This is a genomic window from Paenibacillus sp. FSL F4-0125 (assembly GCF_038008565.1).
Lineage (GTDB): Bacteria > Bacillota > Bacilli > Paenibacillales > Paenibacillaceae > Paenibacillus_AQ.
In genome coordinates this window covers 1,639,043-1,663,606 of the sequence record NZ_JBBOZJ010000001.1, presented here as the reverse complement: position 1 = coordinate 1,663,606, position 24,564 = coordinate 1,639,043, and the positions used below count along the sequence as shown (strand labels likewise).

The 24,564-nt window shown below is 45.5% G+C and carries 17 protein-coding genes; all 17 read right to left on the bottom strand.

The genetic code is table 11. The features are described from left to right. Window positions 1-4: 4 nt before the first annotated feature. The 17 genes from NST74_RS07345 to NST74_RS07265 all read right to left on the bottom strand — a co-directional run bounded on the left by NST74_RS07345 (window position 5) and on the right by NST74_RS07265 (window position 24,504). A complete protein-coding gene (locus NST74_RS07345) occupies window positions 5-655 on the bottom strand; it encodes an ATP-binding cassette domain-containing protein (RefSeq protein WP_341111194.1) in 651 nt (216 codons plus the stop codon). Between the two features lie 11 nt (window positions 656-666). Continuing rightward, complete coding sequence (locus NST74_RS07340) at window positions 667-1,644, bottom strand: hypothetical protein (RefSeq protein WP_341111193.1); 978 nt, start codon at window positions 1,642-1,644, stop codon at window positions 667-669. After that, complete coding sequence (locus tag NST74_RS07335; protein ID WP_341111192.1) at window positions 1,610-2,212, bottom strand: RNA polymerase sigma factor; 603 nt, start codon at window positions 2,210-2,212, stop codon at window positions 1,610-1,612. Before NST74_RS07335 ends, NST74_RS07340 begins: the two co-directional genes overlap by 35 nt. A gap of 26 nt (window positions 2,213-2,238) precedes the next feature. Beyond that, window positions 2,239-2,931 (bottom strand): hypothetical protein, encoded by a 693-nt coding sequence (locus tag NST74_RS07330; protein ID WP_341111191.1) that lies wholly within the window; start codon window positions 2,929-2,931, stop codon window positions 2,239-2,241. After that, window positions 2,928-5,384: a hypothetical protein gene (locus NST74_RS07325; protein ID WP_341111190.1), complete on the bottom strand. Its 2,457-nt coding sequence runs from the start codon at window positions 5,382-5,384 to the stop codon at window positions 2,928-2,930. Before NST74_RS07325 ends, NST74_RS07330 begins: the two co-directional genes overlap by 4 nt. Then, entirely contained in the window at window positions 5,381-6,259 is an 879-nt protein-coding gene (locus NST74_RS07320) for an ABC transporter ATP-binding protein (RefSeq protein WP_341111189.1), read from the bottom strand. The genes NST74_RS07325 and NST74_RS07320 overlap by 4 nt, the downstream gene beginning before the upstream one ends. 660 nt (window positions 6,260-6,919) lie before the next feature. Then, the gene (locus NST74_RS07315; protein WP_341111186.1) at window positions 6,920-7,132 is read right to left on the bottom strand and encodes a hypothetical protein; all 213 of its coding nucleotides are present in this window, start codon (window positions 7,130-7,132) and stop codon (window positions 6,920-6,922) included. After that, window positions 7,129-7,413, bottom strand: coding sequence for a hypothetical protein (locus NST74_RS07310; protein ID WP_341111185.1), 285 nt, complete (start codon window positions 7,411-7,413; stop codon window positions 7,129-7,131). Before NST74_RS07310 ends, NST74_RS07315 begins: the two co-directional genes overlap by 4 nt. Window positions 7,414-7,564: 151 nt before the next feature. Then, the gene (gene sigK, locus NST74_RS07305) at window positions 7,565-8,095 is read right to left on the bottom strand and encodes an RNA polymerase sporulation sigma factor SigK (RefSeq protein ID WP_076107143.1); all 531 of its coding nucleotides are present in this window, start codon (window positions 8,093-8,095) and stop codon (window positions 7,565-7,567) included. A gap of 134 nt (window positions 8,096-8,229) precedes the next feature. Next, window positions 8,230-13,869 (bottom strand): S-layer homology domain-containing protein, encoded by a 5,640-nt coding sequence (locus NST74_RS07300; protein ID WP_341111184.1) that lies wholly within the window; start codon window positions 13,867-13,869, stop codon window positions 8,230-8,232. Between the two features lie 195 nt (window positions 13,870-14,064). Continuing rightward, the gene (locus tag NST74_RS07295) at window positions 14,065-16,344 is read right to left on the bottom strand and encodes a GH32 C-terminal domain-containing protein (RefSeq protein WP_341111183.1); all 2,280 of its coding nucleotides are present in this window, start codon (window positions 16,342-16,344) and stop codon (window positions 14,065-14,067) included. 14 nt (window positions 16,345-16,358) lie between these two features. Continuing rightward, window positions 16,359-18,815, bottom strand: coding sequence for a PfkB family carbohydrate kinase (locus NST74_RS07290; RefSeq protein ID WP_341111182.1), 2,457 nt, complete (start codon window positions 18,813-18,815; stop codon window positions 16,359-16,361). 28 nt (window positions 18,816-18,843) lie between these two features. Continuing rightward, a complete protein-coding gene (locus tag NST74_RS07285; RefSeq protein ID WP_341111181.1) occupies window positions 18,844-20,469 on the bottom strand; it encodes an ABC transporter substrate-binding protein in 1,626 nt (541 codons plus the stop codon). 107 nt (window positions 20,470-20,576) lie between these two features. Next, window positions 20,577-21,473: a carbohydrate ABC transporter permease gene (locus tag NST74_RS07280; RefSeq protein ID WP_076107150.1), complete on the bottom strand. Its 897-nt coding sequence runs from the start codon at window positions 21,471-21,473 to the stop codon at window positions 20,577-20,579. A 13-nt stretch (window positions 21,474-21,486) separates the two neighbouring features. Further along, the gene (locus NST74_RS07275; RefSeq protein ID WP_143759120.1) at window positions 21,487-22,404 is read right to left on the bottom strand and encodes an ABC transporter permease; all 918 of its coding nucleotides are present in this window, start codon (window positions 22,402-22,404) and stop codon (window positions 21,487-21,489) included. A 270-nt stretch (window positions 22,405-22,674) separates the two neighbouring features. Then, a complete protein-coding gene (locus tag NST74_RS07270) occupies window positions 22,675-23,643 on the bottom strand; it encodes a LacI family DNA-binding transcriptional regulator (protein ID WP_341049585.1) in 969 nt (322 codons plus the stop codon). A 117-nt stretch (window positions 23,644-23,760) separates the two neighbouring features. Next, window positions 23,761-24,504, bottom strand: coding sequence for an NADPH-dependent F420 reductase (locus NST74_RS07265; protein WP_341111180.1), 744 nt, complete (start codon window positions 24,502-24,504; stop codon window positions 23,761-23,763). Window positions 24,505-24,564 lie beyond the last annotated feature (60 nt).

The window sequence follows — 24,564 nt, the reverse complement described above, 5'->3', positions numbered from 1 at the left end:
TGTATCAGTACAGCGCCGCTGTGCCATTGTCAAGTTTGATCACAGCATCCAGCCAACCACCCTTCAGGCCCTCCAATGCGCCTGAAAAGATAGCGACTGTGCCGGGTGTCATTTCGTACAGCGCATTTAACAGCAAGAAACGAATCTCGATATCCAAACCATAGAGAGGCTCATCCAGCAGCAGAAACCATGGATCAGCAAGCATCGCCTGAACAATCATAAGCCGTTGCTTGTTACCGCCTGACAATCGCTGAATGGACGTCTTCCTCTCATCAGAGAGCCCAAGCCGTTCACATAGCTCGCGAGATCGTTCCTCAATGGTCGTCCGTGGCATCAGCTTCATCTCACCCACATAACGCAAGTAAGCCTCAACGTTCATATTGTCATAGTACGCTGCATGCTGTGGCTTGTAGCCCAGATAAGACTTAAAGGCATTCCCTGACAACGCCACACCATGAAGCTGATAGGTAATCAGGCCGCGTACAGGCTGGTAAAGGCCAGCTATTGCTTTGAGCAATGCTGTTTTTCCGCTACCATTGGCTCCCTCCAGACCATACCAGCCTGGAGGCAAAGTCAGATTCACATCCCCTAGCAGTAGGTGACCATTATCTTCATGAAGCTCGACCCCGGCCAGCTTCAGCTCAGCTCCTCGCACCGCTCTTCCCCCTATTCATGTTGCATGGAATAATGCTGATGGCGTAGCAACATGCTTGTACAAATACCAAGCGCTACCGCCAGGCTAACACCAACAAACTTGCTTGCAAGCCAGTGAGCGGAGCCGTATTCGCTGAATAGTTGAAACACGCCAAGCCTCTCGCCAGCAGAAAACTGGATGACGCCCACTGCGAGCACAACCGCGGTACCAGGCCATGTCCCGAAGCGAAGCATCGCAGCCAGCGCTGCAAACGTACTCAGGCAGATCGGCAGTAATAGATTTGTTACCAGTGCAGCAGTGCTAGATCCGAATTCACCACTGGTACCCGTCGTCACGAGTATTCCATAGAACAACAGCGCTAGAAGGAGGTCATACAGCAGTATGGTTCCTATTCTGGCCACCATAAGCTGTAAGGGGGGAACAGGAAAGGTCGCTTCAAGCTCACTCATTGGCGTATGCATGGATCGGAGCGAATAGGCCACACTGGCTACAGGGAGCAACAGAATCGTAAATAGAAATACTTCCGATTGGGCTGGGATACTGAACCATTCACTTGCAGCTAACCCCTCGATGACTGCTCCTGTGCCAACCATAAGCGCAGATATCAGCCAAAACAGCCAATGCATCGTCCTTGCCTGGACTGCCATGCGCTGCATAAGCCTTACTGGCAAAGACATAGCGACAGTTGGTTGACACTCAGGACCGCCATGCCTTGCCACTCGTCTGGACGAGGGGGCGGTAACTGCCCGCTCAGGCTGTGTAGCATATCCAGCAGCAAGCGCCAGCAAGGATTGGGTCTGCTGACCACTGGGGCCTTCCACCGTATAGCGATCCAATTGGCTGAATACGGCTTCGATCTGGTCATGCTCCCATCGATCCGCTGCTGCTTCGCTCTTTTCCTCCAGTCGCTTCTGCTCTTGCAATTCCCTGTGCAGTTGAATGTCGCGACTGCCGTTATCGGCGCTCCTGCTTCCGGAAATGTAGCTCATCCTGCTCCTCCTCTTTCTGCAATGTATCGGCCAGCCGTCTGAATGCCCGGTAGAGCTTGGACTTGACCGTTCCAGGCGGCAGTTCCAGCAGCTCGGCTATTTCATCCAGCTTGAGCTCCTCGTAAAAACGCAAAATAACAATTTGCCGCTCCTCCTCAGGCAAAGCGGCAAGGGCAGCAATGACTGCTTCACGCTCATACTGCTTGTCTAAAAAAGACGCTACCGTATCTTTACCGCCATCAGCCGCATCATACACTCCGGTATCCTTAGCCGCTACTTCATAACGATAAGCTCCGGATTTCCATACATCACGGCACAGGTTCGTCGCAATTCGATAAATCCATGGTCGAAACCGTTCAGGCAACCGACCAGCTTGCAAAGCCGTGAATACTCTGACAAAACACTCTTGCACCAAATCTTCTGCGAGCTGACGCTTGCTGGTCAGTCGGTATATATACGCATAGATGGTGTGATGATACCGATAGACGAACAACTCCAGCACGGCTGTATTCCCTTGCTTGTATTGCTCGAGCATTTGCTCATCCGTAACAACAGCCCTGCTGTTCACTTCACTCCCTCCTTTCTCGCTCAGCACTATTGCCTGCGCACGAGCCAACCTCTGCCTTTCCCCAATAGAAGCAAACAGCAGAATAGCAGTATTCCAGCTGCCACAAATAATGCGATTGCGTTGTGCGATTTATCTGCGAACCGGCTCACCGGCCAGACAGCTTGAAATAAATAGTAACGATTGAGCGGCATACTGGACATAAAATACTCCAGCAGCCACACCGTTGCACCCACTCCTAGCCCGACAGCCATATTGCGCCCTAGCAGACTGCTGAGTGCCGCCAGACCACCGACAAACATATTCACACTGAGGCTATGTTTGATTATGTACGCTAGTTGTGCCGAACTTAAAGGGATCGCCCAGCGGTCAATTGTCCAGAGCAACGCTGCTTCATAGATAACAAGCAATAGCACAGCGACCGCTCCTCGCTCGGCGAACACGAGTAATTGTGAATATGGATAGCTGAATTGATGTGCAAAAGTACCCTCACTGAAATCATCGGCGAACAAGGCTGCACTTAAAGCAATCGTAAGTAAAGGCAGAATAAAAATATAAACAATTTTGACTTGATAAAAACCTGGAGATGGTAACAACACTGGCAGCATGAGGCAACTAGCTGCTATCAGCGCCGCAATAATAGCTATAGCTAACAAGTAGCCGCTCCATAGGATGCGCCATGCATATTTTGCACGGGAAAAAAGGATGAGGGTGACCTTCATTTTCCTCCCTCCGTTTTCCTTTGCAAATAGCCTCGCAGAAGCTCTTCCATTTGTTCATCGCTGTCTTCGATTAGCTGCTCTGTGCCAATACTGTTATAGACAAGCTTGATGACATCGTAGACACTTTCAATACCGTACTTTCTGTATATGGTATTCATAAGGTCATAAACCTGATTCGGTGTACCGTTCAAAAAATAGCTGCTAACAGGTTCGAACAGTGGACCTTTCAGTTCATCTCCCGTCACCTTGCGCTCAATATAGGCCTGAAAAAAGTTATTCAGTATATATTGGCTATTAAAATAGACCAATCTCGCATTTCTATTCTCTCTGCGTTTGGCACTGTAATCAAGCCAGTATTGCCCCGTTCTCAGTTGGATGTTCCCATTCTTCCCTCGATCAATTTCCGCCCCAAAATAACTTGATACAGACACCTTAGACAAAAAGTGAACATCGCGAGCTTCCGGACCTCCAACTGCTGCATCTACCATGCCAAGGGTGATCATACTCACCATATTCAAACTATAATACGGATAATCGGCAAGTGCCATAGTAACCGACTGGGGAAAGCTTGTTGCAGCTTCTCCATCCAACATTTTCAAAGTACGCGCCGCTTGGGCGTAATACTTAGTTGCGTACTGTGCTGCTTCTTCGACAGAACGGTCAGGCAATTGACCAGATGCCAGCAGACGTAACGTCTTGCCGTCTGCTGTCGCTTCTGCAAGCTGCAGATCGCCCCCAAATAATGTAAGTCCGCTTGCTTCATCCAGCTCCAGTCGCGTGACGGTCGCTCCCTCTCCAGCCATCTTACTAGTAATGACAGAGGCGTTGGAGAATAGTTTCAAGCTACTTGGCCCTGTGATAGCAACTTCAAAGCCCGCCATAGGGCGCGGCAATTGTGTGTCCAGAACATCTGTAGCGTGACGCCCCCATTCGTAGTGATCGGTAAGCAATTCCGATAGCCGGCTATTGCCGATAACAGGGTACCAGCCATAGAAAGCTGGCAGGAAAATCCTATTATCGTCGACAACAGCGATCTGCTCCCAGCTATCCCTGCTAGGAGCGACGGAATAATAATGACGCCAATCATTTATGGTACCGCTATATGTCATCTCGATCTCCAGATGCTCCCCTGGCATAACATCCGTAGCAGGCTTGATCCAAAGTACATCTGTAGCCTCTTCCCACTCATAGGCAGCAGCAGCACCGTTCACCTTCAGTTCCTGTACATCAAATATATGCCGTAGCATGATGGGGAATCTCCCTAGCGTTTCCGCTTGTCCATTGCTTGCTTGCATCGTCGCCTGTATTTCTAGCCCATGCCGCGGCAATAATTCCAACTCCAGCTTATAGTTATTAATGTGCAGATCCTGAAACTTCATGCCGACAAGCAGATCTTTAATATGCGATGCCGATAGCGGATTGCTGGTAATCCCGTCTGTGTTAAGGGTGATACGAGACATCTCCTTAATATCCGCCTCCGTATATTTACCCGCTGCAATTCCAGCAACGAGCAGTTGCTCCAATTCACGCTGTTGCGTGATATCATTGGCTGAAGTAAGACGTTCGCGATAGAAACGTTTATTGGCATCCGCAATATCTACCCGTTCCTGCAGGTATCCGTACATCGCACTACCTGCCCATAACAATGCTGCACCTAGAATCAGCATCGTGGGATAGACCAGCCACGCTTTGACCCGTTCCCGCCTGCGTCTACACACTACAAGTAGAACAGTCATGACCATTCCAGTTGCTAAAGCTGCAACCATGCCGCGATGTAGCCAAAATGCCGGATCATATATAAATCCCCACATACGTGAGTAAGACTTACCAATATATTTAACTAGTGAATAATCGAACCAAATCTGCGTATGAGGGGGTAATGAAAAAGAAGGGCGATCGGTCTTAAAAAATTCCGGTAAAATAATTGCCAAGCTAAGCAACAGGACGAAGCTGACCAAGTAACTGTATCGCTTGCGGATAAGGATACCTACTAAATAGCCAATAACAGTTGCAAATAACATCGGGATGGCAAAGGAAGCCAATACAGCTGAGGTATACCATTCACGCATTCCCCATGAGATGCCATCATATACGACCAACCATACATAAGCCCCCATCGGCACGAGCGCAGCTGCTAACGGAAGGGTTACAGCACAGAGCAAGCGTGCCGCCTCCATTTCCCATGTTCGATACGGAAAGGTAGCCATCATGGTTGCTGTCTTCCATTCTTCATCCCGCCGTGCGATCGCTGTTGCCAGCAAAGGCAAAATAATGAGGGCTACAAGGCAATACACCTCTGAAATATCCATCACGTATACTGCACGATCCAATTTGGCATCGGCGGTCTGAAACATCAAATACAGGATGCCGACCACGGTTGCCAGCATCAGATACAAGCCTGGACCACGCAGCAGCAGCTTGCACTCGGTTTTGTAATAGCGAATCAGGCTCATTGGCTATTCCCCGCTCTCATGACCGCGATATATCCGTCCTCAAGTCCTGCCTTTGCCTGGACTGCTCCAGGTAATGGGACAGAACTGGCAAGAACACGCGCCTCATAGCCGGCTCCTGAACGCTTTGCAGTCAAGATGGCTGCAGTTTCTTTGAGCTCTGCAAGCTTCTCATCACCCACTTGGACCGTCCACACTTGTCCCTGCGCACGCTGGAGCAATTGTTCTTGCGTACCGTGAAATATGATGCGCCCTCCGCTCATAATCGCCATACTCTTACAGTTATTATCAATATCGGCGACGACATGTGTAGACAATAGAACGGTACGATCTTTACCCAGATCTGTCAGCATATCACGAAATCGCATGCGTTCTTCGGGATCAAGCCCTGCAGTAGGCTCGTCCACAATAATGAACTGCGGATCCCCTAGCAACGCCTGGGCAATACCGATGCGCTGCCGCATCCCGCCAGAATATTTGCCTATACGCACATGGCGCTTCTCCTCCAGATTGACTCGGCGCAACATTTCGGCTACTGCTTTCCTCCGGGCTTTTCCATTTGTAATGCCCTTCATGGACGCGACATAATCGAGATATTCCGCGCCTGTCAACTTGCGATAGACGCCAAACTCTTGTGGCAGGTAGCCAAGCAAGCCACGAATTTCACGTTCATCCCGCCCAAGCTTGCATTGTCCAATTTGTACATCCCCTGATGTTTTCGGTATTACTGTTGCCAATATTTGCATTAAAGTTGATTTTCCCGCCCCATTGGGACCGAGTAAGCCGAACATCCCCGTACCCAATGTCAGGTTAATTCCGTTCAGTACTTGTTTACTACCATATTTTTTGCACAATTGCTGGATAACTACATGCATCATTACCTGCCTCCATTCGTACTTGGCCAACTACCGTGCGCACGAGTAGATTGTCGAATAGTATAACGACACTTCCTTCTAAAAGTTTAATAAAAAGGTAATTTATTAAAAAAAGGATCCTTTCGCTGCCAATATGACATTTGGTCGATGTGTCGCTTGACGCTTATGGCTTACACAAATCTCCCATTTATTACATATACATCTCAAACTATCTGCTCCATTTACTTTCCGGTTGGTCGTAATAACCCATTACTCCACCTTCGAATACAAAATAGGGGGCCAAAACTCAATAGTAATGAACCAAAAGACGCTTCATTTTGAAGTGGCCCTTTCAATATAGAAGGAATTGTGTTCTTTTGGGACATTACTGATAACTTAAAAGCGAGCTGTAGGAACGGAGTGCGACCCGCTTTTCTTATAAAAAAGAAAGGCATTGTACTTCTCACTGAGATCAGCTTCGTCCGTCGATCAATACCTTTTGATTGTAATAGCGCTTGTAACGCTTAAGCCCCTTTCTACGCTCATAAGGAACTTAATGGTTATCCTGTAATTATAGACTTGATGATAGGCTAACTGCAGAATCAGAATAATCTCCGAGAATAATAAAAAGCAGTTCAGATCTCGACATGCGAATTCTGTGCTGCTTTTTCAATTTCTTTACTTTCAGTTACTGCAGACAATAAAGGTTAGTTTTTCCTTGTAACAAGTATCATAAATGTCTAGAGCTCCCTCTTCGAGCGGAATGCTTGTCCCTTGCTGTTTCTTCCATCCAAGCTCAATTCTTTGCTTCATTTCCGTAACATACGAACATAAATCATGGTCTAGGTGAACGGTGTACGTTTTCAGTGGGATTTCGATATTTGCCCAGACTTTCATTTATTCACCTTCTTGGATTTTACACTTCCTTCAATTAATTCGATGACATGCTTAGCAAACTCATCTGATAGTTGTATTCTATCCCATCCATATTGCAATGTACCAAGAGTTCTTCCTCCGACATTGGTTACCGGATGAACATGGTCGTAGGATGCCACGATACTGGCTGTGGTATTATCGAATGCAACCCAAGATTCACTGTATTCTGGACATAAATTCTTTACTTCTAGCTCCCAAGACCACCTGCTTGTGTTATACCAAATGTAGGGATCACTGATCACTTTAAAATAACCTAAGAGTCTCGTCGTTTCTGAATATGCTTTTTTTATGTTCAATTAGCACAACTATTTGAGTTAACAAAAAAGCAACTCCCTTGTTGGCAAGTCGCTCTTAACAAAATCTATTGTGAATCTTTAGTTATTATCTAAGATCCTAGCGCTTCGCCTTATAAAACTCATGATACAGCTTCATCAGCGCCCGCTTCTCAATCCGGGAAACATAACTCCGCGAGATCCCCAGCTCCTTAGCAATTTCCCGCTGCGTCCGCTCTTCCCCACCTGTATCCAGCCCAAACCTACCCACCACAACTTCTTTTTCCCGATCATCCAGTATATCGAGGTTGCGGTAAATCTTGCTCTTCTCAATCTTAAGATCGACCTCTTTAATAACATCATCCGCTTCCGAACCCAGAATATCGATAAGTGTAATTTCATTACCTTCCTTGTCTGTCCCAATTGGATCGTGCAGAGATACGTCTTTACGCGTTTTCTTCAAGGATCTAAGGTGCATTAGGATTTCATTTTCAATACAACGAGCCGCAAATGTAGCCAGTTTCGTCCCTTTGTTCGGGCGGTAGCTCTCGATGGCTTTAATCAAGCCGATGGTGCCGATGGAGATTAAATCCTCCATGTCTTCTCCGGTGTTATCGAATTTTTTGACGTTATGGACACGATATGATGTCATTTAGCTAAAGAGTTGTGACGGCAACTTCTTAGGCGATTGAGAAAAATAAAAATATTAATTCATATTACATCAAAGAAAGCCGGAGTCATGGCGAAGGCTGACATCACTTTACTTCCCCGGCTTTTCTTTAGTAGTTATTTATTTACTATATCAAGGAATAGCGAGATGACCTGAGCACTTTCTGCACGGTTTACATTTTCATGCGGCATGAATAATTGGTTCCCACGTCCGTTGATTAGGCCAAGCTCCTGTACGGCAGCGACTGCATTTGCAGCCCAGACGCTGATCGTATCGGCATCCTTAAAATTACTCAAGCGGTTAATTGCAACATTCTGTCCTGTATGAAACAGATACGCTTTGTAAATCATTGCCGCCATTTCTTCACGGCTTATGGTTTCCTCTGGCGCAAAAGTATCTATACTTCTTCCGGTAACAATTCCTGCTTCATAAGCAGCAGCGATGGAAGAAGCGTACCATTTCGTGGATTTCACATCCTTGAATGTAGCTGTACCCGATGCTTTTATTCCGAGTGCACGAGTGATCAAGGTAGAGAATTCAGCTCTACTCACATTTTGCTTCGGTGCAAATAAAGTCTCACTTACACCTAAAACAATTTGCTTCGCAGCCATCCTTTTAATTACATCACTGGCCCAGTAAGAGGCATTAACATCTTCAAACGATTTGTCGTAAGTAAGAACGGCAAAATTACTGAAGTGGCTCACATTCGCCGTCCATTGATCGCCTGAGAAGATTCCACCCAAAAATTCTAGTCTGTCGTCATCAGTGATGTAATAAATACTCGTCAGATCCTGGCGAGAATTCTTCTTTGCTTTCATCTTAATGGTGACAGGCTTTGACAATTTTTCAAGCGTAAACACCGTTCCATCGGCCTTAACAATAGATAATTTGAAACCGTAGATCTCTCCGGTTGCAGAAATGTTTGCGTGATTTTTTCGTCCAGTTCGTTCAAGCAGTTCTTTGCTTTGCTCTACAGATAAAGCTTCCAGTTCAAAAGATATTTTCGCCTGTTCAAGCTCGCTGCCCATAACCAGCGCTTGTAATTCCTTCAATATCTCTGCGGGAACTTCGATCTCCACATCTGTGTTTTTAACCTTTAGCGCATTCTTGCCGTCATTTGCTGCCAAGGTTACCGGAAAGAGTACCTTCCATTCTCCCTTTGCCAACTCGAATGACAAGCTGCGCTGACTATCCGGTTTGCTTGCAGGAATCACAGGTTGACTTGGAGGATCGATTGGATTCGTTGGATTCGTTGGATTCGTCGGATTCGTCGGATTCGTCGTATTCTGCATCTTAACCGGCACATTAAAATCATCAACATTAATATGTCCGAAGCCGCCTGTAGATTGGTCAACCACCTTGATATAAAGCTCCTGACCAATATACTGTGATGCACCCCAGATCTTCCGTTGATACTCTTCATAATTAGTTGCAGTTTCTTTAAATAGTTCTTTTCCGTCTGATGCCCGGACCAGCGCAACATACAGTTTATCGATATCACGCCCTCCGCTGACTAAGAAGTTGATCTTTCCATTCCCGCCAAGAATAAAATTCTGCGATTTCAGCGTTCCAGTTAAGCTATCACCGCCAGCTTGCTCGTTGAAGCCCCACAAATGATAGCCGCCTGGAATTTTATGCGACGGATTGAAGTAGATCGTTTCCCAGAAAAATTGGGCATCGGTCACATGAACATCCTGGAAAGCGTCTCCTTCTGCAGTCCAGCCTGTTAAATCGCCTGTGGCAAAGTCATGGTTAGTCAGTTCCGTAATATCGGTATACACGGAGTTATCCCAATTGTCAGGTACATCGACCGGAGCAGCCGGTTCACCCGTCAAGGCATTCATATTCCATACTTCCATCGACTTGACCGTAATATTGTTGTCGGCCCAGACCTGCAACCCCAAGGAATCGTATCTTCCTACGTAGACACGTGTGGTCAGTTTTTTCTTGTTATTAGCAAAGGCTTCGACCACTGAACGGTCCAGGAAGATATGCAGCTTCAGGTTCTCTCCGTCCAGATCCACATATCCGCCTTGGATGCCATCCACGCGAACATCCGGATCAATGCTGCTCTTAGTCCGGTCCACATTGAAGGTCCCGTCCGTCTTATCATAGTAAATCAGTGTTTCCTCCTGGCCGTCATCGGAGCGTCGCACCTTAAGACCGAATTTCTGGGCTTCACCAGGATTAATTTCCATCACAATCTCTAGCATGTCACCTTTGACATTCTGGATCAATTGATTGGCAGTCTGCAAATTTTTGTCTGCAAAATCAACCAATTTAGCGCCTCGTAAACTCTGCAATTCTTGAATCGGCTCAATGCGTAATTCATCATGATCATCCAGGCTTAGGGATATCGGCAGAGCCAGATTATGAGCCCATCCAGCTTGATATTCAGCTTGAGGCGTTCTTACATTCTGCACCATGGAATAAACAACCGTTCTTCCGTCGGGGGTGACCATACCGCTCTCTGCAGTTAAGTAGCCGTCACCTACATCAATTTTGGAAGGTGCGTTCTGATCAGGTATAAATTTATAGTTATCCCGGTCCCAGGTTCCAATCCAGTAAAAGACTTCAACATCTCTTTGTACATCGTTTGTCGGCGGTACTTGCTCTGGCTTTTCATGTGGATTGATCATGAAGATATACTTTTGTTTGCCCAAGCTATCCTTGCCTAACGGTAGGAGTACCGGCAGTTCCCATACCGTGCCTAATTCCGGGTATAAGCTTCTGTCACTTACGTATAAAGGTCCTTTATACTCCCAGTTGTACATATCGTCAGATACATATACCAAAGCTGTACCACTGCTAAAGTCTTTAAGACCGGATGTTACAAGCTGATACCATTTGTCCGTTTCTTTGTCATACCAAACAAACGGGTCCCTGAACTCGTTATGAATACCGTTTCCGTTCTGCTCAGTTACAGGTTCAGGATATTTCTCCCACTTTTCCAAGTTAGGGTCTGACAAATCAGCTGGAGTTGCCAGCCCCGTTCTTTGATTCGGCGACAAAGAATCGTTACCGGCGGTATAGAAAAGAACAGGGTTTCCGTTACGATCATATGCTGCACTGCCTGACCAAGCACCATCCGGATCAAGGATACCCGCTTCTGGCGCAAGCGCAGGTCTCACATTTTCCCAATGCACCATATCATCACTCACCCAATGTCCCCAATGAATTTGATGCCAGTATGGGCCTTGCGGATTATGCTGATAAAATAAATGATATTGACCGTTATAATAAATCGGTGCGTGAGCCTCATTCATCCAGTTTTGCGGAGGCATTGCATGATATTGCGGACGGTGCTGATCACCCTCAAACACACTAGGGTCCTCATCAATATCCTCATTCGGAATTAACGGAACTGTGCCACCGTGAAGCGTCTTTACACTCTCATATTCAGTAAGGATTTCTTGTCCTGTGAGTGCTTTATTCTGCAGTTTAACTTCATCAATAAGTCCACTGAACATATTGTAAGAAAACAGACCTGCCAGCTCTACTGGTTTATTTTTTTTTCCGATAACCAGACTCGCTGTAGATGATGTGATTGGAACATTGAGGGGGGTTGCCTGAGAAGCTACTTCTTCACCGTTTAGGTACAATTTAATCTGTCCAGCCTTCTTGTCGAAGGTAGCAGCTATATAATTCCATTTGTATTTCTCGAGCGGATGATCATTAACCCATACCTGAATCCACTGGCCACCAATCCCTACCTGCATGGACCACGTGCCGTGCCGGTACATCCCAAGGGAGAAGCCTTCAGCCTTATCCTGATCAGACTGATTCACAATTGCAGACAGCTTATTGCCGTCTCCCCATTCATAGCTGCGAGGAGCAACCCAAGCTTCGATCGTTAGCGCATCGCTTACTGGAATCGTATCCTTTGGATTGACTTCAATATAATTTGAGTATCCATCAAACAGAAGTGCACCACCTTTTACACCGCGCTGAGTCCATCTCGGATCCTTGGAAGACATATATCTTGCATTGTTAAACACATAATTCACATCATGTTGAAGATTTTGCATTTCTTCAAGCGCTTTCTTTCCGACACCTTCATTGAATTTCATAACAAAAATGTTACCCGTACCGTTGGCTTGAAAAGCATCAACGGAGATACTTGCCTTATCAGATTGATCGACAACCTTGATATAAAGCCCCTTATTATAATATTTTTGCATTTCCCAAGAAATAATCTTATTGGAACCGACAGCCCCAGTTTTTGCAAGTTGGGCGTTGGTGGTAGCATCATATAGCGCGACATAGGCATCCTCCGGATGAACGATATCTATAACGGTGAAAGTTATCGTCCCATTCCCTTGAAGTGTGAAGGCACTGGAAGTTAATGAGCCCTCCCCTTCCTTGCTAGACTTGGCATAGAAGCTGCCTTCTTTGCCAGCACCACCTTCATCGGTCACTTGAAAAGCATCTCCCTCAACCGTCCACCCCTCAAAGTTTCCGGTCTCAAAGCTGCGATTCGCGATTTCGGTTGGGATAATGTTATCGGCCATAATACCCTCTTCTGGTACAATTTCATTGAAGGTGTTGAAGGCGTCCGCAAAAATCACCCCCCAATCCGATAGCGCATGATCGACGACCTCTATATATAACCTCTTACCGATATACTTGGACAGGTCGGCTTTATACTGCTCCATATTCGCGAGTCTCAAGCCCTGTGCAGGATCAGGGAAACCAGAATCGTTAAATTCGCTGTTTCCATATCTGGCAATCAAGTTTCCCGTATCCGCATCACTGATGCTGATAAATGCCTGATCTGTATGCTTGCCTCCGCCTAGCCTAAAGGTTATCCAGCCGGTGCCTCCTAACTCAAATGTGCTGGAACGAAGCACTCCTGTCGCCGCTTCGTTGTATTTCCAGCCATTTAGATGGTAAGCGCCTTCCTGGTTATACGGAATTTGTTCCGCCCACCAGGTGCTTTCATCTGATATGCTGTCTGGCCCAAACGCCTCGCCATCCACAACGGTCCACCCGTTCAGATCCCCAGTTTCAAAGCTTGGATTCTGGATTTGATATCGCTTGAAATCCGGTTTGATATCTGTGGCATTGATGCCTTGGGCAGGTTCGGATTCATGATACATAAAGAAAGCATCTGCAAAAATCAATCCCCAGTCAGAGGTCGCATTATCTACGATCTCCACATACAGCTTCTTACCTAAATAATTGGATAGATTCGCCTTGTACTGCTCCATATTGGCAAGCCGCATACCCTGAGCGGGATTCGGAAAACCTACGTCTGCAAATGCTTTATTGCCATATCTAGCAATCACTTGACCTGTATCCGCTTCCACGATATTTATATACACTTTGTCAGGATTTTTTGCGCCGCCAAGCTTAAAACTTATCCAGCCGCTGCCGCCCAGCTCAAAAGTGCTGGACCGGAGCACTCCTGTAGTAGCCTCGTCATACTTCCAACCATTTAGATGATAACCGCCTTCTTGATTATATGGGATTTGTTCTGCCCACCAGGTGGTCTCGTCCGATACGCTGTTCTCACCAAACGCTTGACCTCTGACAACTGTCCAGCCTGACATATCCCCATTTTCAAATCCCGGGTTCTGAATTTGATAGACTGCATCCGTAACGGACGATTCTATGTTTGCTTTTGAAATAGTTTCTTCTACCACAGTAGGACCTGGCTCAGCTGCAGCCGAGATACTAGGAGCAACAAGCTGAAGTGCCATAACCCCTATCAGCAACCTGTATATCCAAGGTTTTCTGTCTTTAACTTCTCTCATTCAAAAACCTCCTTCATAATTTTTTATTCATGCCGCTTCGATACCTATTTTCGCGATGTTCCCTTGTGCAAGGATGAATAGTCAATGATGATGAAGGGAGAGGAATTAATTAAAGCGCTTTCAGTCAGAGGATTGCAAATCTTATTAATCATTCATTCTTTGAGCCAAATGACAAGAAGCGCCAAGGCGCTTCTGTTACCATATGGATTGCATCTCCCATATTTCTAAATTTTTGACAAAGGGTTCTCCATCTCCCCATATCTCTAACCCCAAAGCATCCTTATGGCTTGGATACACCCGGGTCGTCAGGCTTTTCAACCCGTTGGCATAGGCCTCGACCATGGAGCGGTCTAAATAGATGTGTAGCTTCAGATTCTCCCCTTGCAGCTCCAGCTTACCACCTTGAATTCCGCTACACTTTTCACCAGGGTGCAGTGTCGTTTTCGTACGGTCTACTAAGAGATTGGCTTCATTAAAATCATAATACAGAAGTGTTTCTTCTTCTCTATCCGGTGTACACCGAACTTTGATTCCTAGTTGTGTAGCATTGCAGGGTTCTAGCTCCACTTGAATCTCAAGCATGTCCCCTTGGATATCACTTAGTGATAGATTAGCTTCAGCCAAAGACTTATCCCGAATCGACAGCAGTTTCGTACCTCGCAGGGACTGAAGTTCCTGAATCGGCTCAATTCCCAGTCGTCCGTCTTCCCTCAGATAGACACTTAGAGGCAAACCACCATTATGAGCCCAACCCGATTGATATTCGAGTTCAGCCGTCCGGTCGCCTTGAGCTATGGTAAATATGATCTTTCGTCCAGTCTTCGGATCCACCATTCCACTCGGGCCGGTAAAATGGAAATCACCTACGTCAATCAGTTCCGGCTCCTCTTGATCTGGAATAAATGAAAGATTGAGTTTATCGAGCTGCCCAATCCAATAGAATACCTCGACATCTGCTCCCTTTCCTACTGGACTGACCAATAGGATATGTTTATGTTGGCCCGCTTTGTCTGTTCCCAGAGGGAGAAGCACAGGAAGCTCCCAAATAGGTCCAAGATAAGGGAACTTTTGAATATCCGCTTGAAAGAATGGCCCTTTATACGTCCAGTTCAGCATATCGGGTGACGCAAACCCTAGCGCTGCTCCACCTTCACCTTCGATCCCCGACCCGACCAGTGCAAACCAGCTGTCACCTTCCTTCCAGACAAAAGGATCACGAAAATCTCCGAATGCACCCATGCCCTTCTTCTGTACAATGAGCGGCTCCGGATGTTTGACCCACTGAATCAGATCCGGGTCTTTATCCTGAGAATAAGTGCTCCGGGCAAGAGCAACACTCTGATTTGGTGAAGCACAGTCATTTCCCGCTGTAAAGAATAAGACAGGCAATCCGTCTGCATCATAAGTAGCGCTTCCCGACCAGATTCCGTCCGGTGCCAGCTGATCCTTTTCAGGTGCCAGGGCTACGGGAAGATCACGCCAATGGACCAAATCCTCACTCACCCAATGGCCCCAATGAATATGATAAAAGAATGGTCCTAACGGGTTATGCTGGTAGAACAGATGATACTGGCCCTCAAAATAGATCGGCGCATGAGGTTCATTCATCCAATGTGCGGGTGGAGTAACATGGTACTGCGGTCTGTGTCGATCTCTCAGCAGAGGTGTCCGGTCCAGCTTGATTTCGTCAACATGCAGTTGTGGCTTGACGCCTCCGTGCGTAGAATCTAGCACATGCTGATAAGAAGCGGCTACTTCCTCTGCACTTAAGGCCCGGTTATAAATCTTCAGATCATCAATAATCCCACTGAACATCTGAAGGCTGAACACTTCGATCAGCAAGCTACTGTGATTATTCTTGCCAATGAGTAGATCCGTCTCTGCTGCCTCAGCGAGACGGGAACCGCTCGGCACGTCAGTCGAGGCGATTTCAGTGCCGTTGAGAAACAGTTTAATTTTCCCTTGGGTTCCATCAAATACAGCGTTCACGTATGACCATTCATTCTTGGGCAATTCATAGCCTTCAGGAGACCAAAGCTCCTGCCAGGTTCCTCCTTCTAGCCCAATCTGGAAGGACCAAGAGCCGTGCCGGAACATACCTAGCAGATAACCCTGCTTGCGGTCCATATTGTGACGGTTTACAATAGCAGTCAGCTTACCTTCATGACCTAAGTCATAGGAACGCGGTGCCACCCATACCCCAATACTTAGTGCTGACAAGAATTTTTGATCACAGTTTGTGTCTTCTTCTTTAAAAGAATGGGTAATAGAAGTAGAGTAACCATCGAACAGAAGTCCGCTTCCCATTACGCCCTCTCTCCACTGCGGACCCATCCGTTTGGTAAATTCCGCTTGATTAAATACGGACTCAATATCATCACGGATCTTGGATACACTCTCCAGAGCACTTGCTCCGGTGCCTTCATCAAAGGCCCAGTGCATCATCAGTCCTTGTTCGCTGTTTATGAGACGCATGCAGCATTCCTCCCTTATTTCTGTTCTGAGACAGCATCCGGTATATGAATGGATTTAAGCGTATGGATCTGCAGCGAATCCAATACAACTTGCCCAGATGGAGTACTTACTTCAACTCTATCCATTGGAGCATCAGGGAAGATTTGATCTGTCAATGTAACCAAGCCATGATCTGCATACACTTCAACCGCATTGCGATCCAGCCAGATTTGTAGCTTGATCTTCCCGCCATTCGAGACTAATCTTGCACCATGCTTGTTTTCGAATGTAGGATGGAAATCAGTCACACCTGATTTCGAACGGTCGATGAACAGCCATTGCTGAACAGGATCATATCCGATAACAAGCTCACTCAACCCAGAGGATTTCAGCACTATATGAACCTCTTCACCGGACCGGATATCGATATCTGCTTCAATTTCCAGCAGATCCTCATTCATTTTCTGCAGGAAAGGGGATGCAGGAGTAACGGTGATTCCATTCCAAACCATTGATTCTTTACGCAGCTGCTCTATTTCCCGGACAGGCATCTGGGTAAGCACGACACTTCCGTCCTTGCTGGTCAGGGACAAGGTGCGGGGGAGGGTCATAGCCCCCCTCCAGGAACCGGTAGGCGTCTCATTTGCATACTTCCAGTTACTCATCCATCCAATGATTACGCGACGTCCATCCTGTTCAGGAATATCTGACCAGGTAACTCCCGCATAGTTGTCTCTACCATAATCCAGCCACAGGATATGATCGGACGGATTGTCATTAATGAACGTCTTTCCATCGAACTCTCCTATGAAATATTGCGTACGCGAGCCTTCTGGACAATTGGGATTATCACCGATGCTGATGATAAGAACCCATTTGGATCGCCCGGTGTCATCCACCGATAGCTGAAACAAATCTGGACATTCCCAAACGCCGTCATGTGAGCCTTCTTCTCTGCCGAATTTACCAGTCAGTGACCATTCACGCAAATTGTCGGATGCATAGAAACGTACATGGTCTCCCGCGACAATAGCCATAATCCACCGCTTACTATGGGCATGCCAGAAAACCTTCGGATCCCGGAAGTCTATCAAATCATTCTCGGCGAGCACCGGATTCCCGTTATACTTTTGCCAGGTTTGGCCTTTATCACTGCTGTAAGCCAGGCTCTGACGCTGGCGCGGTTGCCCCGTCTCCGGATGGATATCCGCATGCGTAAAGATTGCGACGAGTCCATGGGAATCTTTGAATAAACCACTGCTATTATTCCAGTCAACTACACAGCAGCCGGAGAATATTGCCCCATGCTCATCTGGGAACAATGCAATCGGCGCATGCTGCCAGTGAATCAGGTCTTCACTTATAGCATGGCCCCAATGCATCGGACCCCATTTATTACTGTAAGGATGATATTGATAGAAAAGATGATAGCTTCCCTCATAATAGACTAATCCGTTCGGATCATTCGCCCAGCTCGTGGGAGGTGAGAAATGAAACCCCGGTCTGAAACGATCGGCATTAAACTGTGTATTGGACTCAGACTCAATGATCTGGTTAATCTCTTCTATTGTTGGCATAGACCCAAGAGCCCCTTTCCGTGTTGTAACTAACGCTCCACCGGCATTGGCAAAGGTCAGCATGTTGCTCATTTGCTGGCTGGTTAGATCATGCAAAGAACTTCTGTTTTCCAGGATCTTATATAACAGACATCCTAGAAAAGCGTCGCCGGCACCTGTCGTGTCGATGGTTTTGACCTTAAACCCCGGTACATATCCATCATGATCAGCTACACGGTAATAGCAGCCCTTTTCCGCTAAAGTCACGACAATTAACGCGACTTCAAATTGTTGCTGGAGCTCCAGCGTGCCTTTTTCAACGTCGCTGGTACCAGTTATAAAAGAAAGCTCTTCTTCCGAAATTTTCAGGATATCGGCATAATTCATGCCCCAATAAATATTTTGCCTGGCTTCCTCTTTACTCTCCCATAATGCAAACCGGATATTCGGATCGAACGAGAGCAAAACTCCTGCCTCTTTGGCTTTGAGAACTGCTGTCCTTGTTGCGGTACGGGATGGTTCATGGGTCATGGACAATGAGCCAAAATGCAGAGTCTTGCAGGTTTCAATTCGGCTCAGCGGGATATCCTTCGAGTGCAGGAAGGTATCTGCTCCCGGCTTTCGGAAGAAGCTGAACGTTCTATCTCCCTGGTCATCCAGATGGACAAAAGCCAGTGTTGTATTCGCTTCATTTGTGAAAGATACTTCAGATATATCAACACCACTGCTTAGCAGTGTTCGGTGCAGTATGGAACCGAATTGATCCTCACCGACCTTACTTATCAATGCTGTTCGGGATCCTAATCGGGATAGTGCAGCGGCTACGTTAGCGGGAGCTCCTCCCGGATTGCATTCAAACTGCTCATTCCCCCCAGCTGAACGCCCTGCCGGAGTAAAGTCTATCAATAGTTCTCCTATGGCGATAACATCAAGCACAGTTTCTCTCCACCTATCATCTATTTATTTATTTTTTTAGATTTTCGTTATATCGATCCAGACCGGTTTGATAAATTTCCATCAGTTCTTTCAGACCCATTTTGTCCAGTGTCTTCAGATACTTGTCCCACTCTGCATCTGCGCCGCCATCAACAATGAATCTTCCTCTTTGGGTATTTACATACTTAAGCAGTTCGGGCTCAATTTTATTGATTCTATCCAATTCCTCCGGTTCAAAGAAGATACTCGGATAGTTTTCCTTTTCCATATATGGATTGTAATATTGCTCCAAATCTTTAGCGCGCTGCTGGGCCCGAGGCTCCATATCTACAATTTTTCCGAATTCATCAAAAGTAATGACACCAGGTGCGCCCGATCCCGGAGCAACTTTTTGGCGGAATTCACCTGCAGAGGCTCCATCAGGAAGAGGTAGATTTACCAGTTTCCCGTTTTCGTCCTTCTTGTACACGATATCCAGCGGACCCCAGTGGATTTGAGCAGCCATATAAGGTTCAAACTGCTGATCGATCCAGCGCATGGTTATTTCCGGATTGATGTTCGCTTTGGTGATTACAAAAGATCCGCGTCCCGGGCCACCGCCATTGGCACGTCCGATGGTTTGATTCCCATCCGGTCCTTTGAGCGGAGACAGAAGAACATAATCCTTGCCTCGCTCGGTTCCGACAACTTCTTCGATTTCCCACCAAACATAAGATCCTAGCGTTTCATCGGTTGTTTTACCCTTAGCCAGATATTGTGCGGCATCTTGGGTGAAAGATTCCGGATCTATCAGACCCGTCTTATACCATTTTTCATGGAAATAATTTAGAGCTTCTTTATATTCAGGCTGAGTCCCGGTAAAAATAACTTTCCCATCACGGACGACCCGGTGCTCGAGATTATCTGGAAGGCCAAAAGCCCCGAATAGTCCAGCAATATCCATACACCACTGCATGTGCATGAAGCTTAACGGGATTTCATCCTGCTTTCCATTGCCGTTCGGATCTTTTGTTTTAAAGGCCAACAGAGCTTCCGTGTATTCATCTAGTGTTTGTGGTACCTTAAGCCCCAGCTTATCTAGCCAAGCTTTATTGATGACGTGGAAGAAGGGATTGGTCCCCAGGTTATTTTCTTCAAAGGACGGTAGCCCGTAGATGTGCCCATCCGGTGCTGTGATCGAGGATTTGATATCAGGTCGACGATCAAGAAGCGCTTTCAAATTAGGTGCATATTGTTCAATTAAATTCTCTAGGGGAATAAGGGTTCCATCCTTACCATAATTGATTAACTCGTAATCAGTGAATCCGGCTGCATAAAAGGCATCCGGCAAATCACCACTCGCAAGTAGCAAATTTTTCTTTTCTGTATAATCGGTATCAGGAATATTGGTCCAGTTAATTTTTACATTGGTGTCTTTTTGAAGACGTTTAAAAATTTCTAGCTCCGAGTATTCCGGTGCCAATGCAGACTTCGGGGATACCATTTTTAAAGTCACTTCATTGTTAACAATCGGAAGACCAGTTTGATTGAATTTCGCTTCCTTATTCTGATTACCAACCGCTTTATTTGCCCCGTTCCCATTTCCAGAACATCCGCTTACCGCAAACGCTCCAGCCAGCATTACAATTCCAGCACCTTTGAATAAAGATTTCACTAATACATAACCTCCCCTTATATCGTTCCACATTCAAAAATCAAATATTTCTTTTCTGCATAAATCATCTGATCCTGTACATCCCCCCTTTCAAGACCCTGTCTATCTCATCCCTTAATTGAGCCAATCATCACGCCTTTAACAAAGTACTTCTGCAGGAACGGATACAAAATCAGTAACGGCAGACTGGATACCATGATGACACCATATTTAATCAGTTCTGTAACACGCATCTTGGCAGCATAGGATTCCACATCGATCATCATGCCTGAACTGACCTGATTCTGAACAAGAATATTTCGAAGCACCAATTGCAGCGGATATTTGGTTCCATCATTCAGGTAAATCAATGCGTCGAAGAATCCGTTCCAGAAGCCGACCACATGGTACAGCACCATAACCGCTAGAATCGATTTTGATAAAGGCAGTACGATGCTCCAGAAGAATCTAGTGTTGGAACATCCGTCAATTGAAGCCGCTTCCCACATCTCATCCGGGATGGAGGATTGAAAGAAGGTTCTTACAATGATGACGTTAAATACACCACCAGCTCCTGGAATAACCAATGCCCACATCGTATTCAGCATATGTAGATCCTTAATCAGCAAATAGGTTGGAATTAGCCCGCCACTAAAGAACATCGTGACCAACAAAAACCACATAATCACAGACTTTCCGGCCAGATCCTTACGGGCTAACGGATAAGCAGCGAATACCGTCACAGCTACGCCAATTAATGTTCCCACTGTTGCATAAAGTATTGAATTTGCGTATCCGATCCATATGGAGGAATCACTGAATATTCGCTCATAACCATCCAAAGTGAAGCCTTTTGGAAACAACCAGACCTCACCTGAGTAGATATAATTAGGGTCACTGAATGATGCTACCAGCACAAAATACAACGGGTATAATACAAGCAGCATAATGATGGTCAACAAAAAGTAGTTGATAATGTCAAACCATGCATCCCCACTGCTCTTTCGCTTCATTAATTTGTTCAAAATAAATTCCTCCTTACCACAGACTGGTTTCTGTCATTTTTTTAGCGATTCGGTTAACGGTGAAAATCAAGATAATATTGATCAGGGAATTGAACAGACCGACTGCCGTAGAAAAGCTATATTGGGCCTTCTGAATCCCCATTTCATACACATAGGTAGGAATGATATTGGAGGTAGCATAATTCAGATCACTCTGCATCAGAAACGCTTTTTCAAAACCGATGCTCATTATATTTCCAAGTGCGAGAATTAACAGAATGACGATCGTCGGCAAAATGCTAGGAATATCCACGTACCATACACGCTTCCATTTACTCGCTCCATCCATAATTGCAGCTTCATGAAGTTCGGGATTAACCCCGGCAAGAGCAGCTAAATAAATAATCGTGGCAAATCCTGTTTCTTGCCATATTCCCGACAATATATACAGAGGGCGGAACCAGCCTGAATCGGCCATAAATAGAATTGGGTCCCCTCCGAAGAAGGTGATCACGTGATTCACAATTCCGCTATTTGGAGACAAAAAAACATTCAGCATACCAACCAGCACAACGGTGGATATAAAGTGCGGAGCATAAATCACTGTCTGCACAAATTTCTTGTAGGTCTTACCCAGCATTTGATTTAGCATAATTGCGATAATAATTGGAGCCGGGAAGCCAAATAGCAACGAAAGGAAACTGAGTGAGAGCGTATTCGTGATAATGTTCCAGAAGTTATAGGAATCGAAAAAATCTCTGAAGTGCTGAAGCCCTACCCACTCACTTCCCCAGATCCCTTGACTTGGAGAGAAATCCTTAAATGCAATTTGCACCCCATACATCGGATAATACTTAAATACAAGGTAAAGGATAATGATCGGCAGTAAAAACAGATACAATTGATAGTCGCGTTTGAGCCTGCTCCATAATTTACGCTTTGGTTTGATCATGTAATGATCCGCCCTGCTAGTTGTTGAACTCACTCTTATTCTCCCTTTCGTGTAAAAGTAATCATTTTTGAAACGTTTCCAATTTTAGTTCTAGAAAAACTCCAGTTGGTAGGTCTATGCCAATAGTCAACTGGATGAGCCGATATTTCCTGTATATTCTAGAAGATCTGGGTATTTTGATTTTTTTGAAACGTTTCCAATTTAGAATGAAAAACATCAGATAGTAGATTACTTATGCAGGATGCGCTGACGTTTTTGATCCAAATAGGATTATGTAGTTTCACCTTGCTTGAATATAACAGGGATACGATACACTTGCTTATCTAAAGGTATGCCTTCGATCTTGTTATAGAGCAGTCTGATTGTCATGCGTGCCATCTCTTCCACCGGCTGCCTGATTGTTGATAAAATAGGGTGAAAATAAGGATTATCCTGAATACCATCATAACCGATGACCCTCACATCTTCTGGAATACGAATGCCCTGCTTGCGTGCTCTGTCTATATAGTTGGCTGCCAGCATATCGGTAATGGCAAAAACACCATCTACATCGCCATGCTTGTTGAGGAACTCATTAATATAGGCACTGTCATCCACAATTGGATCTGGTTTCTCGTAGATCACATAATCGATACCCAAAGCTTCCGCTTCATGAATGAATCCTTGTCTCCGGTTCATGGTTTCGCTAAAAACAGAAGTAACACTTCCCATAAAAGCTGGTTTCTTGGCTCCCGCTTTCACAAGCTCCCTTAAAGCAAGACGTCCTCCCTCATAATTATCGGAGGTCACACAGGTAATCTTCTTGTTAAAGTGTCTGTCGATGCTTACAATCGGAATGTCATTACTCACATTATTCTCGATATCGTTGTACGTTATGCCAACAATACCAGCCACTTTATTCTGCCGGAGCATTTCTAGATAATACAGCTCCTTTTCAGGTTTGCCGCCGCTGTTGCATAACATAAGCTTGAAGCCTTCCAGGTCCAATTCATCCTCGATGTAATAAGCCAATTCAGAAAAGAACGGATTCCAGATGCTCGGAAGCAGTAGTGCTACCATCTTAGATTTCTGCATCTTGAAATTCCGGGCCACTTCATTAGGGAAATAATTCAGTTCTTGTATGGCGTCCTCCACTTTTTTGCGTGTCTTGGGTTTTACAGCGCCAGAGTTGTTAATGACTCTGGACACGGTTCCTACAGCAACACCGGCTAAGCTAGCTACATCTTTAATGCTTGTCATTTAACACCCCCGAACTCTCTATAAAAATTATAATAGCATCAAGTTGGAAACGTTTCAATATCTTTTTTTGAAACGTTTCCAACTTGATATAGATATCAATGTTTATATTGCTCTTGACTAGTTCGAGTTCCCCCTCAGATAGGAGTTATATGTTTCTCTGTTTAGCTTCACAATATCTTCATGTGTAAATTCAGCTGAGAAATTTCCTAATACTTTATCCCGTAGGAACGGGGATTTCTCTTTGTTTGCCCTTTTCAAAGCTTCTGTTAACTCCTCTTTTGTTAGTTCTGTACAGTATGCAGGAGTTCCTGGCTGTTGTCTCCACGAATCACTTAAAGAACCACTATCTATTGCGTCGAAGCCTAGCTCGTTTACTACGTCCATAATGATTTGTTTTTGTGATAGATCATTACCAGCAACCGCCATGGCAATGCGATCACTAGTACCTTCGAGGGTTCCTTTATTCTCAAGAGTATAAGCTAATTGATTATTGAAAGCTTTGATAATAGGTCTACCTAATTGATTTGCAACCCACACACTTTCAACCTTCCCGGCCTCAATTTCTTCAACTTTATTGTCCCTAAAAGGATAATAATTTGAAGTGTCTACAACAATTACTTCCTCACCAGCTTTATCTACAATACTACGAATGCTTGGCATTGCATGAAAAGGGATAGATACGATCAGAACATCAATATTTTTAATTTCATCTTCTACACTCACAGGTGTTCCAGCAATCTCTTTTCCTTCTAAACGTTCAATTCCTCGAGCATCCGCAATTTTGACGTCATGTCTATTCATAAATAGTTTATTAGCTATCGTTGTTCCTATTGGTCCTGCACCTATAATTCCAAATCTCATTATTATTCCTCCAGATTGTGTTTTTAAAATATAGATCATATACTAAGCTCAATACTCTAA

Bases quoted from the DNA above. Each gene is read 5' to 3' on its own strand.
- sigK (WP_076107143.1), bottom strand. From the start codon at position 8,095: ATGACATCATATCGTGTCCATAACGTCAAAAAATTCGATAACACCGGA.
- NST74_RS07275 (WP_143759120.1), bottom strand. From the start codon at position 22,404: ATGATCAAACCAAAGCGTAAATTATGGAGCAGGCTCAAACGCGACTAT.
- NST74_RS07340 (WP_341111193.1), bottom strand. From the start codon at position 1,644: ATGAGCTACATTTCCGGAAGCAGGAGCGCCGATAACGGCAGTCGCGAC.
- NST74_RS07330 (WP_341111191.1), bottom strand. From the start codon at position 2,931: ATGAAGGTCACCCTCATCCTTTTTTCCCGTGCAAAATATGCATGGCGC.
- NST74_RS07295 (WP_341111183.1), bottom strand. From the start codon at position 16,344: ATGCGTCTCATAAACAGCGAACAAGGACTGATGATGCACTGGGCCTTT.
- NST74_RS07315 (WP_341111186.1), bottom strand. From the start codon at position 7,132: ATGAAAGTCTGGGCAAATATCGAAATCCCACTGAAAACGTACACCGTT.
- NST74_RS07265 (WP_341111180.1), bottom strand. From the start codon at position 24,504: ATGAGATTTGGAATTATAGGTGCAGGACCAATAGGAACAACGATAGCT.
- NST74_RS07325 (WP_341111190.1), bottom strand. From the start codon at position 5,384: ATGAGCCTGATTCGCTATTACAAAACCGAGTGCAAGCTGCTGCTGCGT.
- NST74_RS07300 (WP_341111184.1), bottom strand. From the start codon at position 13,869: ATGAGAGAAGTTAAAGACAGAAAACCTTGGATATACAGGTTGCTGATA.
- NST74_RS07320 (WP_341111189.1), bottom strand. From the start codon at position 6,259: ATGATGCATGTAGTTATCCAGCAATTGTGCAAAAAATATGGTAGTAAA.
- NST74_RS07270 (WP_341049585.1), bottom strand. From the start codon at position 23,643: ATGACAAGCATTAAAGATGTAGCTAGCTTAGCCGGTGTTGCTGTAGGA.